The sequence below is a fragment of the Bacillus cereus group sp. MYBK222-1 genome (assembly GCF_051916425.1).
GTDB lineage: Bacteria > Bacillota > Bacilli > Bacillales > Bacillaceae_G > Bacillus_A > Bacillus_A paranthracis.
Window position 1 is genome coordinate 175923 of the sequence record NZ_JBQAGP010000007.1, and the last position, 13319, is coordinate 189241.

Below are 13319 nucleotides of genomic sequence, written 5' to 3' on the forward strand. Positions count from 1 at the left end.
AATTAAAACTTGAATCAGTGGAGGAAAAACCCCCACTGATTTCTTAAGAATAACTATTAATCGTACTGTTTTGAACGCTTCCTTTTTCTACAACGTATGGCTCATCGGCGTTTCCTTTTAAGACAACACCGTCACCAATTTTCACATCTTTATCAATAATAACACCGTCTATTATACAATTATCTCCAATTTGGCTCTTTTGCATAATAATGCTATTACGAACAATTGAACCTTTTCCAATTTTAACAGAACGGGAGACAACGCTATTTTCTACTTCACCTTCAATAATACTGCCGTTTGCAATCATTGTGTTTTTCACAGCTGCACCCTTTACATAACGAGTTGGTGGTTCATCTTTTACTTTCGTAAAGATCGGTGCTTCTTTCTTAAATAGTTGCTTCCAAATAGCAGGTTGCAAAATTTCTAAGCTATGTTTATAGTAACTTTCAATCGAATCAATAATAGCTACATATCCTGTATGCTCATATGTAGCAATATGTAGTGATTTTCCGCGCTTTTCTCTCACTACATCGAATAAGCTATATTGCTCCACATCTTTATATGACTCAAATAAATCTAACAATAATTGTTTCTTTAACACGTATGTTTGAAGCGAAACCCCTTCATGGCAAACTTCCGTAATATCAGCTGCCGTATGTATATGTCGCTCTAACACTGCTTGAAAATTTAATGCTGTTACGAGATGGCTATTCGTAATCACGACGTACTCTTCTCTGCTTCTTAGAAAATAATCAATATGTCTTCTAAAATGTGCAAAAGATCCAAATTCATCTTGATCACATTGGCAATTTGGCGGGAATAAAAACAGTCCGTCTCGTTTTCTATCTAAATCCCACTGTTTGCCTGAACCAACGTGATCCATTAGTGAACGGTTTTTATGGCTTGTAAAAACTGCCACACTATGAATATTAGAATTCACCATATTTGAAAGCATGAAATCAATGAGTCGATAACGGCCCCCAAACGGTAACGCCGCTAGTGAACGATGCCCTGTTACTTTCTTTAAGGAAGGAAAACTTCCCGTTGCATTAATAATTCCTAACATTTTTTCTCCCATTCATTTCATCCCCCTTTTCTATTTCCCTTCAGCAATGAGTACTACATCGTCAACATTTTTTTCCGGACGAATAATTGTTCCATCTTCAATAACCATTTCCGATCCAACAATTGCCCTTTCAATCACAACATTTTTGCCAATCTTCGCTCCTGGCATAACGACAGAATCAATAACCATACTACCTTCTTCCACCGTCACCCCTTGGAATAATACAGAATGCTTCACGTCCCCTTCGATGACGCATCCTTCGTTAATAAGTGATTCTTCTACTCTTGCCTTTTCAGCAATATATTGAGGCGGTTCGTTTGGATTAACAGAATAAATACGCCAGTCACGGTCGTTTAAATTCAGTGATGTTTCATCGCGCAGTAAATCCATATTCGCTTCCCATAAGCTCTTCACTGTACCAACATCTTTCCAATATCCTTCAAACGGATACGCCATTAGCTTCTTCCCTTCATCTAATAAAAGCGGAAGCACATCTTTTCCGAAATCATTACTAGATTCAGGGTTTCTTGCATCCATTTCTAAATACTCTTTCAAAATCGCCCAGTTAAAAATATAAATTCCCATTGATGCAAGATTACTTCTTGGAAATTGCGGTTTCTCCTCAAATTCAACAATCTCCATCTCTTCGTTCGTATTCATAATGCCAAAGCGACTCGCTTCATCCCAAGGCACTTCAATAACAGAAATGGAAACGTCCGCTTCTTTCTCAATATGGTAATCTAGCATTTTACTGTAATCCATTTTATAAATATGGTCACCTGATAAAATGAGAACATACTCTGGTTCATATTGACTTAAATAGTTTAAGTTTTGATAAATGGCACTTGCCGTACCTGTGTACCACTTCACACCTGAAGACTCCGCATAAGGAGGTAATACTGTGACTCCACCGCTTACTCGGTCTAAATCCCACGCATTGCCAATTCCGATATAATTATGAAGTTCTAGCGGTTGATATTGCGTTAAAATCCCAACCGTTTCAATACCAGAATTTGCGCAGTTACTTAGCGTAAAATCAATAATGCGATATTTACCACCAAATGGAACAGCTGGCTTGGCTAAATTTTTTGTTAATGCACTTAATCGACTACCTTTTCCCCCTGCTAGTAACATTGCTACGCACTTTTGTTTTTGAGCCATCTTGTTTTTTGCTCCCCTTTCTCGTCTTCACTGGTCGTAATATGGATACGCCAAATGGTGGAATTGTAATTTCTACATGTGCTGCTTGATTATGAAACGGTTCTTGAATCGCCTTCAGACGTTTCTTATTTACTTGCCCTGATCCGCCATATTGCTCAGCATCACTGTTTAAAATCTCGTTATAATACTCAAAATCTGGTACACCTACTTTATAGTTTTCATATGTAGCTTTCGTAAAATTACATACGACAACTAACGCATCTTCTTGTTTATCCCCTTGGCGGATAAAAGAGAAAATACTTTGCTCATTATTATTAGCATCAATCCACTGAAAACCTTCAGGCGAATGATCAAGCTGCCAAAGTGGTTTGGAGCGCTTATACAATGCTATGAGCTCTTTAAAGTAATCATGCATATAACGATGCATTTCAAAATCATGTAAATTCCAATCTAAATCTTCAAGGTCTTTCCACTCATCAAACTGCCCGAATTCTCCTCCCATGAAAAGTAATTTCTTTCCTGGGTGAGTAAAGAAATATCCATATAATAAACGAAGTTGAGCAAACTTATCCCAGTAGTCTCCTGGCATTTTATTTAATAACGACTTTTTCCCATGAACGACTTCATCATGAGAAAGCGGTAATATGAAATTTTCAGAGTAAGCATATAGTAAAGAGAACGTCATTTTATCATGAATATATTTTCTATACTCTGGCGCACATTCCATATATTTCAGCACGTCATTCATCCAGCCCATATTCCATTTGTAATTGAATCCAAGCCCACCTTCATACGTTGGAGCTGTTACAAGTGGCCAAGCTGTTGAATCCTCTGCTGTCATAAGAAAATCTTCATCCTCTGCAAACACAGCTTCATTTAACTCTCGTAAAAATGAAACAGCGTGCTCATTACTTTGCTCTTGTCCTTCTTTATTCCAGTACAGCATGTTCGCAACTGCATCTACCCTGAAACCATCAATATGGAAATATCTCATCCAAAATAACGCATTTGAAATTAAGAAATTACGTACTTCCCTCTTTCCTAAATCAAAGTTGACAGTTCCCCATACTGGATTTTCTTGCACATCTTTATCTTTATATTCATAAGTCGGTGTCCCATCAAACAAATATAAACCGTGAGCATCTTTACAAAAATGCCCCGGCACCCAATCTAAAATGACACCGATTCCATATTTATGACATTCATCGACAAAATGCATCAAATCATGTGGTGTGCCGAATCTACTCGTTGCTGCATAATACCCCGTTCCTTGATATCCCCAAGAACGATCATATGGATGCTCAACAAGCGGCATAATTTCAATATGTGTAAATTGATGTTCCACCACATAAGGAATGAGTTCTTCTGCCATTTCCCTGTAAGAGTACAGTGTTCCATCTTCTTTCTTTTTCCAAGAACCGAAATGTAATTCATAAACTGTCATCGCTTCTTTATAAACCGATTTTTTCTTTTTCTTACGACTCCAGTTTTTATCATTCCATTCGTATCCCTTTATATCAAAAACTACAGATGCCGTATTCGGTCTTACTTCTGCATACACAGCATACGGATCTGCCTTAAGAATGACATCACCAGCCATCGTTTCAATCGCATATTTATATATTTCTCTTTCTTCTATATGCGGTATAAATAGGGACCAAATTCCCTCTTCTGTCACTTGCAGCATCTTATGTTGCTCATAATCCCATTCATTAAAATCTCCAACAACACTCATTGCTTTCGCATGAGGAGCCCATACTGTAAATCGTACACCTCGCATCTCATCTTCCGTCACAATATGTGCGCCAAAGATGTTATAACTGTCATAGTACTTTTCTGTATGAAACTCATCTCGTTTCACTTCTTCACAATTTATTACACTCAATATGCTCACCTCACTAAGATGACAGAATTTTTTATACTTTACCAATTCTGCGAAAAACTGAAATATCCTTGTTAATTTATAAAAAATATACGTTTTTTTCTTAAAAATGTTGAATTTTTTTCACATTTCTATATAAAATATCGAATTTTGACGAATATTCATTGAAAACGCTTCATTTTTCACTAGTCTTTCATCTTACTATTTATTTCTCAACCTCTATTTTATTAGCTTCATCCTCTTTTTCATCCTATTTTCCACTTAAAATCGTAACAAAATAATCTGTCATAAAAAAATGTTTCTCAACATTTTTCGTCACAATTGTATTGAAATGGAAAATTGATAAGCATATACTTGTTCTCAATAAAGAACAAAGACTTTTCGTAACTACAATTCATAGCGGACTACTATGTTTACTTATTTATCCTTGTTACGAACAGTCGCTATAAAAATTTAATTAGGGGGCTTTCTTATGTCATTAAAACAAAAGGTTGGAATGGGAGTTGTCACCGCAACGCTTGGCTTATCCCTTACATTCGGCGGTGTATTCGCCTACTTCAGTGATTCCGAAACATCTAGTAACTCATTTCAAGCTGGAACACTAGACCTTTCTATTAATCCAAGTGTAATCGTTGATGTGAAAGATTTAAAGCCAGGTGACTTTATTGAAAAAAATTTCACGCTTGAAAATAAAGGGTCATTGGATATTGCAAAAGTAGCCCTTGAAACATCCTATGAAGTTACAGATGCAAAGAAAAATAATGATGGTGAAGATTTAGGCGATCACATCATCGTCAAATTTTTAGTGAATGATGGAAAGCCATCTAATCCAAACGATGATCATGAAATTTTGTGGGAAACAAAACTATCAGAATTAAAAACTATGAAACCTGAAGATGTGGCTACTTCTCTAGAACGTCATAACTTAATAGACGGTATTAAATCTGGTGAAACAGATTATTTACACGTGCTCTTCTCCTTCGAAGACAACGAACAAGATCAAAATAAATTCCAGGGTGATTCCTTACAGCTAAACTGGACATTCCATGCAGAGCAAACACCAGGCGCGGAAAAATAATTTTTAAAATATAAATTATCGGAGGCTTATACATGAAAAAGAAAAATCGTTTTGTTACCGGAATTGTAACGGCTGGCGTTCTATTTTCAACTGCCCTTCCGTTCAATGTACTTGCTGAAAATCCTATTAACCAAATTGACTCTTCAAACGCCCAGTCTTTACTATCAAAACTTTCTAAAGAACAGCGCCTGGCATTACAAACGTTAGATGCCAACCCTGGTTTTACTATCTCTCCAGATATTAATACAAGTAGTTCTGAACCAGTAAATATCATTGTAGAATTTCAAACAGCTCCAGTAAAGATTAATGAATTAAAACAAAAAGAAAAAGGATTACAAGCTGCTCCTGAAAATATAAAAGCACGTATTGATCAAGAGCATGAGGAATTTCAAAAAGGGCTAAAACGTCTTTATCAATTTAGCCCATCAGTAAAGTCAGGGAATTTCCAGTCTGTACAAATTAAACGTTCTTATAAACATGCGATAAATGGTGTTGCGCTGACGTTACCTGCAAATACAGTAGAAGAATTGTTACGAATTGGCGTTGTAAAGCGTATTTGGAAAGATTATGAAGTGAAACTAAATTTACCAAAACAAGCAGAGCAGAAAGCACCTCAAAAACTAACAGATAGTATTCCGCAAATTGGGGTCGATAAGTTACATAGCGAAGGCATTACCGGAAAAGGAATTAAAGTTGGTGTATTAGATACAGGTATTGATTACAATCATCCTGACCTAAAAGACGTGTATAAGGGCTATCGCGCAAAACCTGGCGAAGACTCTAGCAAGGTAGATCCAAACTCAGTAAAAGGTTGGGACTTTATTAATAACGATGCAGATCCGATGGAAACAACTTATACAGAGTGGCAACAATCTGGCGCTCCTGAATTTGATGATCGTGGCTCTTCCTTCTACACAGCCCACGGTACTCACGTAGCAGGTATCGTTTCTGCGCAAAAGAAAAACAAATCAGATTCCGCAGTAAAAGGTGTTGCACCTGACATTGAACTGTATAACTATCGTGTACTCGGTCCATACGGAAGTGGCGATAGTTCAGGTATTATTGCTGCAATCGATAAATCTATTTCTGACGGTATGAACGTTATTAACTTATCGTTAGGTGACGAGAGCAACAATCCGCTTGATCCAACGTCTATCGCTGTTAACAACGCAATGCTTTCCGGTGTTGTTACAGTCGTTGCCGCTGGGAACTCTGGTCCAAATCCAGCAACACTCGGATCACCAGGTGCTTCTCCCTTTGCAATTACGGTTGGAGCAAGTGATAGCTCTATTTCCTTACCGAAACTATCAAGTCATGCTGGACAAGTACAATTCCCTAACTTGATTTTATTTGGCAAAAACTTCACTGATAAAATAGAAGATTTCAAGGGACAAACGTTATCTATCGAATCGGTAGGAATCGGTACGCCTGACGAGTTTAGTAAAAAAGATGTAAAAGGAAAAATCGCTCTCGTTGCACGCGGTACACTGTCATTTGATGAAAAAATTGCGAATGCAAAACAAGCTGGTGCAAAAGCCGTTATTATTTATAACAATGTGGACGGAGAAATTCCTTTCTACATTGGCGAAAGTACAAAATACATTCCCGCATTCCGCCTAACGAAAGAAGACGGTGAAAAACTAAAAGCTCAAATCGAACAAGGTAATACATCCTTTACCTTTGACGAACTTAGTTATATTCAAACAGAAGGCGATCATCTTGCAGACTTTAGCTCACGCGGCCCTGTTACATCAAATGATGATATTAAACCAGATATTACAGCGCCTGGTGTTGCTGTACTTTCAACAGTACCTGAATATATTAACGACCCACAAGAGGGCGAAAACTATGACGTTTCCTACGAGCGTATGCAAGGAACATCTATGGCTTCTCCTCATATCGCGGGCGTTGCTGCTCTTATTTTACAAGAACATCCAGAATACTCTCCATTCGATGTAAAGGCGTCTCTTATGAACACAGCTGATGATTTAAAAGAAAAGTATTCCGTATATGAAGTTGGAGCTGGACGAGTAGATGCGTACAACGCCGTTCATACGGAAACTAGTTTTAAAGTGCTAGATACAACAAAAACAGTTGTAAATGATGAAGTAATTGAAGTCCCTGAAGAAACTGGATCCATTGCATTCGGGAAGTTCTATCAAAAAGACGGTGAAGCTCTTGAACAAAAACGAAATATAAAAGTGGAAAACCATAATAAACAAGAGAAAAAAGAATTTAAAACAGAAATTTCTTATACACCAGCATCTTCTTCTATTAACGACGCTACCGGAAACGGTGTAAAAGTTTCTGTTCCAGAAACAATTACACTTGATGCTGGCAAATCAGGTGAAATTGAAGCAAAAATTAATGTTCCAGCCGGTGTAAAACAAGGCCGATATGAAGGATATATTCATATTACAAATACGAAAAATAAAGAAGAAACGTACCAAATTCCGTTCTCTATTCGTGTATCAGAACCTGGTATTGAAAATGCAATATTATCAAGAAAAGCAATTTCCACTGATACATCAAAGTTTAATCCATATGGTGAATCATATGTTCACGGGGCATTCCAATTAAATAGCGAACTTGAAACGTTAGACCTTATCGTGAAAGATTCAAAAACAAATAAAGCACTCGGCTTCATTGGGACATTAAACACGACTGGACTAAAAACGGATGTGTATTACTACTTAGATTCATTCTTTAACGGAAAAGTGTATCCTTTCACAAATGACCCTGCAAAACCAATTGGTGATGAGAAAATCAACTTACCAGAAGGAGACTATACAATAGAGTTTGTTGGCTATGATAAAGCTGGGAAAGCACGTGTGAAAGGTGATTATGTCGTAATTGATAATACACCGCCAGAAGTAAAATTAACTGGATTAAAACCTGGTATTTATGAATTAAATGAAGAAAATTACACAGTAGAAGATGGTAAAAAAGCGTTATGGATTAAAGGAAATGTGTATGATTCGAACGTTGACTACTTAAAAGGAAAAGGATTAAACATTACGCAAGAAGCAAATGGAGTTATGTATTATGACTATTCTCCATACTTGCATAAGTTTTTACCTATTAATGCAAATGGTGACTTTAAAGTTGGCATTACTCCTGAATCCTTTAAAGTGGAAGGTCCAATGAACACAGGTGTATATATTTTCGATTATGCAACTGCAGGTCCTGACTATCCAAGCGGTGTAAATAATTATTGGTTTATCCCGCAAGGAGCTCAATATGCAAAGGCTAGTTATGATAAAAAAGAAGTATATAAAGGGGACGAGTTCACAGTAACCCTAAACGCGAAACACGTAAAACAATTCGTTGCTGGGGCATTTAACGTAAAATTCCTAGAGAAGAACTTCAAATTTGCAAATGTGAAATTGAATCCTGCTTTTGAAAAACTCCTTTCTGAAAAAGGGGTAACCGCAAAAATAAATGAATCAAAACTAGAAGAAGGTTCTGTTACAGTAGGCGGGGCTATTGATGATAAAAACTTCGCTGGATTAGATGGTGACTTCCCGTTCATTGATATAACTTTTAAGGTAGAAAATGATGAATTTTATGAAGCAAATGCTCAATTCGATTTATCAGTGTTCGCTTACTGGAAACAAGGTGAATCAGAGCCAAATAGAATGCGTGTCCTTCAAGATCAAACATTCTCAGTTATGTCTTTAAACTCACTAGTAGAAGGAAATATTAAACCTGGTGCATTCTTAAATGAACGTGGCTATTTAGATGAGAAATTCGATTATACAAAGCTTGGCGTAAAAGTATATGCAACAGATTCTTACCGTCATAAGTTTGAAGGCTCACTAGATAAATACGGATACTTCAAACTAAATGGACTTCCTGTTAATAAACGCGACTATAACTTATATGTAGAAGTACCAGGGCATTTAACAAGCCGACTAACAACGAAACTTGGTACTGAAAAAGACGGTAAGCTAATTGGCCAATATTATTATGCACGCCTTGATGAAAACCTTGCAGGTGATGTAAATGGCGATAAAGTAATTGATATAAAAGATGCTGAAATTATCGCTAGCAACTATGGTAAAAAAGGAGTATCTGTGAAAGACGGTGACCTAAATAAAGATGGTATTGTTGACGAAAAAGATATTCGCTTCGTTGAAAAGAACTTCTTGAAAAAAGGTCCCGATGCATCTAAATCACAAACACCTGTTGAAAAATCAAAAAGCGGTACACTGGCAGATATTTTAAAGAAATTGGGATTAACGCCTAAAAAATGATAATAATAAAGAGCACTCTACGCAAAGTAGAGTGCTCTTTTCTATAAACGACCCTGATCCAGCAAAAGGGGTATATTGGGGATATACAAGGGAAACCGGAAAAGGAATTTATATTAAATTATATATAAATCCAGAAGTAAGAAGTAGTTCCCCACTTCTGGATTATTTAGCAATTATTATTATAGTACTGGTGCCATTGTTTCTTTTAATACTTTTACAGAATGAGCAAATTTCGCTTTTTCATCCTCATTTAACTCAAGCTCTACGATTTCACGTACACCTTCACGGTTAATTACAGCTGGAACACCTACGTAAGCATCTTTCTCACCGTATTGACCTTCAAGGTATGCAGATACAGTTAATACGCTGTTCTCGTTGTTTAAGATTGCTTTAGTTACACGAAGTAGTGACATACCGATTCCGTAATAAGTTGCACCTTTACGCTCGATGATATGGTAAGCTGCATCACGTACGTTTTCGAAGATTTTGTCTAAGTCTTCTTGTTTGTACTGTTCGTTGTTAGCTAAGATTGTTTCTAGTTTTTGTACACCGATAGTAGCGTGACTCCATACTGGAAGTTCAGTGTCACCGTGTTCACCAACGATGTAAGCATGAACGTTACGTGGATCTACATCTAAGTAGTCACCTAACATGTAACGGAAACGAGCAGAGTCTAAAGTAGTACCAGAACCAATTACGCGCTCTTTTGGTAGACCAGATTCTTTCCAAGTTACGTAAGTTAAAATATCAACTGGGTTAGTTGCGATTAAGAAGATTCCATCGAATCCGCTATCCATAATACCGCGAACGATTTGTTTAAAGATCTTTGTATTTTTCTCAACTAAGTCTAAACGAGTTTCACCTGGCTTTTGTGGTAATCCAGCAGTGATAACTACTAAATCTGCATCTTTACAATCTGCATAGCTACCGCTCCAAACTTTTGTTGGTGATGGAGAGAATGGTACCGCATGGCTTAAGTCCATTGCTTCCCCTTCTGCTTTTGCTTCATTAACATCTACTAATACGAATTCTTCAGCTACACCTTGGTTGATCATTGAGTAAGCGTAACTACAACCTACAGCTCCTGTTCCTACTAATACTACACGATTGATACCTTTTTTCATGGTAATTTCCCCTCTCTATTGTTCACATATATTTTTTTATGATTGTTTAAGTAATTAATTAAAATACTAATTTAATGTTGTTTAACTTCTTTACACTCATATTGTAGCACGTATTATTGTGAAAAAGTTCACAAATTATGACCTATTTGTGAACTTTTTCACATAGAGTGTAAAGTTATTGGAATAGGTGTGGAATCCATTTCAATGGAGGCGTTTTCTTTAGATTGTGAAAGGAATTTTCTTGTGTTTTTGTCGGTAAGTGAAATTATATCGGCGATTATTTAAATATATCAACGATTTTTATAATATATCGACCGTAAATCAAATTATATCGGCGATTCGACAAGGAATATCGACTTACCGACAAAACTCGACAATAATGACAACATAAAAAAGCAGACTATCCAAAGTCCACTTTTACACAACAAAAAAGAGATAGCAGATTATGCTATCTCTTTTAATATGACCCGTACGGGATTCGAACCCGTGTTACCGCCGTGAAAGGGCGGTGTCTTAACCACTTGACCAACGGGCCAGTTCTGGCAGAGAAGAAGGGATTCGAACCCTCGCACCGCGTTCGCGATCTACTCCCTTAGCAGGGGAGCCCCTTGAGCCACTTGGGTACTTCTCTATAAATATGGCTCCGCAGGTAGGACTCGAACCTACGACCGATCGGTTAACAGCCGATAGCTCTACCACTGAGCTACTGCGGAACAATTATGGTGGGCCTAAATGGACTCGAACCATCGACCTCACGCTTATCAGGCGTGCGCTCTAACCAGCTGAGCTATAGGCCCATAATTGAAAAGCGGGTGAAGAGAATCGAACTCTCGACCAGAGCTTGGAAGGCTCTTGTTTTACCACTAAACTACACCCGCATTAAATTGTAAATGGTGAGCCATGAAGGACTCGAACCTTCGACCCTCTGATTAAAAGTCAGATGCTCTACCAACTGAGCTAATGGCTCATTTTGAAAGTGGTGCCGGCTAGAGGACTTGAACCCCCAACCTACTGATTACAAGTCAGTTGCTCTACCAATTGAGCTAAGCCGGCTTGCGACTTCAAAATGGTGGCTCGGGACGGAATCGAACCGCCGACACGAGGATTTTCAGTCCTCTGCTCTACCGACTGAGCTACCGAGCCTTTATGTAAAAATGGCGGTCCCGACCGGGGTCGAACCGGCGATCTCCTGCGTGACAGGCAGGCATGTTAACCACTACACCACGGGACCTTGGTTGCGGGGACAGGATTTGAACCTGCGACCTTCGGGTTATGAGCCCGACGAGCTACCAGACTGCTCCACCCCGCGACGATAAAATATTTAATTAAGAAAAAATGGAGGAGGTAGAGGGATTCGAACCCCCGCGCGACTCTCGCCGCCTGTCGGTTTTCAAGACCGATCCCTTCAGCCGAACTTGGGTATACCTCCGAGATATAAACTTCTAATGGTGGACCTTGTAGGACTCGAACCTACGACCGGACGGTTATGAGCCGTCTGCTCTAACCAGCTGAGCTAAAGGTCCTTTATGGTAGCGGCGGAGGGGATCGAACCCCCGACCTCACGGGTATGAACCGTACGCTCTAGCCAGCTGAGCTACACCGCCATAAATGATATTAAAATAAGTGGAGCCTAGCGGGATCGAACCGCTGACCTCCTGCGTGCAAGGCAGGCGCTCTCCCAGCTGAGCTAAGGCCCCATGTTTTTTGGGAATATCGGGAAGACAGGATTTGAACCTGCGACCCCCTGGTCCCAAACCAGGTGCTCTACCAAGCTGAGCCACTTCCCGTTAATAAAAGCGCGCCCGAGAGGAGTCGAACCCCTAACCTCTTGATCCGTAGTCAAACGCTCTATCCAATTGAGCTACGGGCGCATATGGTGCCGAGGGCGGGGGTCGAACCCGCACGGTGGTCACCCACCGCAGGATTTTAAGTCCTGTGCGTCTGCCTGTTCCGCCACCCCGGCATGTCATATTGAAAATTGGAGCGGAAGACGGGATTCGAACCCGCGACCCCAACCTTGGCAAGGTTGTATTCTACCACTGAACTACTTCCGCAAGACATGTATGAGCTATTTAATTAAAAGTGCGGGTGAAGGGAGTCGAACCCCCACGCCAAAGGCGCCAGATCCTAAGTCTGGTGCGTCTGCCAATTCCGCCACACCCGCATATTAATTTATTTAAGAAAAATGGGGCGACTGATGGGAATCGAACCCACGAATGCCGGAGCCACAATCCGGTGCGTTAACCACTTCGCCACAACCGCCATGATTTCTGGTGCCGACTAGAGGACTTGAACCCCCAACCTACTGATTACAAGTCAGTTGCTCTACCAATTGAGCTAAGTCGGCTAAATGGTGGAGGATGACGGGATCGAACCGCCGACCCCCTGCTTGTAAGGCAGGTGCTCTCCCAGCTGAGCTAATCCTCCATTTGCCTGGCAACGTCCTACTCTCACAGGGACAAGGTCCCAACTACCATCGGCGCTAGAGAGCTTAACTTCCGTGTTCGGTATGGGAACGGGTGTGACCTCTCTGCCATCATTACCAGACTGTATTCATTTAAGACAAGAATTATTGTAACTCATTTAACTTTGAAAGTCAACAAGTTTTTTTATATTCTTTCAAAACTAGATAACATTGCTTCATATTATATGGTTAAGTCCTCGATCTATTAGTATTCGTCAGCTCCACATGTCACCATGCTTCCACCTCGAACCTATCAACCTGATCATCTTTCAGGGATCTTACTAGCTT

At 39.2% G+C, this 13319-nt stretch carries 6 protein-coding genes, 22 tRNA genes and 2 rRNA genes; 2 read left to right on the forward strand and 28 right to left on the reverse strand.

The genetic code is table 11. The features are described from left to right. Positions 1 to 43 precede the first annotated feature (43 nt). Genes glgD through glgB form a run of 3 tightly spaced genes read right to left on the reverse strand, consistent with a single transcriptional unit; the run spans position 44 to position 4112 of the window. On the reverse strand, positions 44 to 1078 hold the full coding sequence (gene glgD / locus ACTFR9_RS23435; protein ID WP_000504157.1) for a glucose-1-phosphate adenylyltransferase subunit GlgD: 1035 nt from the start codon (positions 1076 to 1078) through the stop codon (positions 44 to 46). Positions 1079 to 1096: 18 nt separating this feature from the next. Further along, the gene (glgC, locus tag ACTFR9_RS23440) at positions 1097 to 2227 is read right to left on the reverse strand and encodes a glucose-1-phosphate adenylyltransferase (RefSeq protein WP_000057612.1); all 1131 of its coding nucleotides are present in this window, start codon (positions 2225 to 2227) and stop codon (positions 1097 to 1099) included. Beyond that, entirely contained in the window at positions 2175 to 4112 is a 1938-nt protein-coding gene (gene glgB, locus ACTFR9_RS23445) for a 1,4-alpha-glucan branching protein GlgB (protein ID WP_000111372.1), read from the reverse strand. Before glgB ends, glgC begins: the two co-directional genes overlap by 53 nt. A 469-nt stretch (positions 4113 to 4581) precedes the next feature. On the opposite strand from glgB, the gene ACTFR9_RS23450 reads away from it, so the two are divergent. Continuing rightward, entirely contained in the window at positions 4582 to 5187 is a 606-nt protein-coding gene (locus ACTFR9_RS23450) for a CalY family protein (protein WP_000053951.1), read from the forward strand. A gap of 32 nt (positions 5188 to 5219) precedes the next feature. Beyond that, positions 5220 to 9443 (forward strand): S8 family serine peptidase, encoded by a 4224-nt coding sequence (locus ACTFR9_RS23455; protein WP_229136288.1) that lies wholly within the window; start codon positions 5220 to 5222, stop codon positions 9441 to 9443. 179 nt (positions 9444 to 9622) lie between these two features. On the opposite strand, the gene ACTFR9_RS23460 is transcribed toward ACTFR9_RS23455, so the two are convergent. From ACTFR9_RS23460 to ACTFR9_RS23580, 25 genes are all read right to left on the reverse strand, one after another. After that, on the reverse strand, positions 9623 to 10567 hold the full coding sequence (locus ACTFR9_RS23460) for an L-lactate dehydrogenase (RefSeq protein WP_000715338.1): 945 nt from the start codon (positions 10565 to 10567) through the stop codon (positions 9623 to 9625). Positions 10568 to 11030: 463 nt separating this feature from the next. Continuing rightward, positions 11031 to 11102: transfer RNA gene (locus tag ACTFR9_RS23465), tRNA-Glu, on the reverse strand. A gap of 5 nt (positions 11103 to 11107) precedes the next feature. Continuing rightward, positions 11108 to 11198 (reverse strand) — tRNA-Ser (locus ACTFR9_RS23470). Positions 11199 to 11205: 7 nt separating this feature from the next. Further along, positions 11206 to 11280, reverse strand: a tRNA-Asn gene (locus ACTFR9_RS23475). A 7-nt stretch (positions 11281 to 11287) separates the two neighbouring features. Beyond that, positions 11288 to 11364 (reverse strand) — tRNA-Ile (locus ACTFR9_RS23480). 10 nt (positions 11365 to 11374) lie between these two features. Continuing rightward, positions 11375 to 11445 (reverse strand) — tRNA-Gly (locus tag ACTFR9_RS23485). Between the two features lie 13 nt (positions 11446 to 11458). After that, positions 11459 to 11534, reverse strand: a tRNA-Lys gene (locus tag ACTFR9_RS23490). Between the two features lie 10 nt (positions 11535 to 11544). Next, positions 11545 to 11620 (reverse strand) — tRNA-Thr (locus ACTFR9_RS23495). A 14-nt stretch (positions 11621 to 11634) separates the two neighbouring features. Continuing rightward, a tRNA-Phe gene (locus ACTFR9_RS23500) sits at positions 11635 to 11710 on the reverse strand. 12 nt (positions 11711 to 11722) lie between these two features. Beyond that, positions 11723 to 11798, reverse strand: a tRNA-Asp gene (locus ACTFR9_RS23505). Position 11799: 1 nt separating this feature from the next. Next, a tRNA-Met gene (locus ACTFR9_RS23510) sits at positions 11800 to 11876 on the reverse strand. A gap of 27 nt (positions 11877 to 11903) precedes the next feature. Continuing rightward, a tRNA-Ser gene (locus ACTFR9_RS23515) sits at positions 11904 to 11996 on the reverse strand. Positions 11997 to 12013: 17 nt separating this feature from the next. Further along, positions 12014 to 12090: transfer RNA gene (locus ACTFR9_RS23520), tRNA-Ile, on the reverse strand. A gap of 4 nt (positions 12091 to 12094) precedes the next feature. Next, positions 12095 to 12171: transfer RNA gene (locus ACTFR9_RS23525), tRNA-Met, on the reverse strand. A gap of 20 nt (positions 12172 to 12191) precedes the next feature. After that, a tRNA-Ala gene (locus tag ACTFR9_RS23530) sits at positions 12192 to 12264 on the reverse strand. Positions 12265 to 12280: 16 nt separating this feature from the next. Beyond that, positions 12281 to 12354, reverse strand: a tRNA-Pro gene (locus tag ACTFR9_RS23535). A 10-nt stretch (positions 12355 to 12364) separates the two neighbouring features. Further along, a tRNA-Arg gene (locus tag ACTFR9_RS23540) sits at positions 12365 to 12438 on the reverse strand. 3 nt (positions 12439 to 12441) lie between these two features. Next, a tRNA-Leu gene (locus ACTFR9_RS23545) sits at positions 12442 to 12530 on the reverse strand. 16 nt (positions 12531 to 12546) lie between these two features. Continuing rightward, positions 12547 to 12621: transfer RNA gene (locus tag ACTFR9_RS23550), tRNA-Gly, on the reverse strand. A gap of 29 nt (positions 12622 to 12650) precedes the next feature. Continuing rightward, positions 12651 to 12731: transfer RNA gene (locus ACTFR9_RS23555), tRNA-Leu, on the reverse strand. Positions 12732 to 12753: 22 nt separating this feature from the next. Then, a tRNA-His gene (locus tag ACTFR9_RS23560) sits at positions 12754 to 12829 on the reverse strand. A gap of 9 nt (positions 12830 to 12838) precedes the next feature. Further along, positions 12839 to 12914 (reverse strand) — tRNA-Thr (locus ACTFR9_RS23565). Between the two features lie 4 nt (positions 12915 to 12918). Continuing rightward, positions 12919 to 12994: transfer RNA gene (locus ACTFR9_RS23570), tRNA-Val, on the reverse strand. A 4-nt stretch (positions 12995 to 12998) separates the two neighbouring features. After that, positions 12999 to 13114: ribosomal RNA gene (rrf, locus tag ACTFR9_RS23575) — 5S ribosomal RNA — on the reverse strand. A 102-nt stretch (positions 13115 to 13216) separates the two neighbouring features. Continuing rightward, positions 13217 to 13319: ribosomal RNA gene (locus ACTFR9_RS23580) — 23S ribosomal RNA — on the reverse strand; the annotation flags it as partial.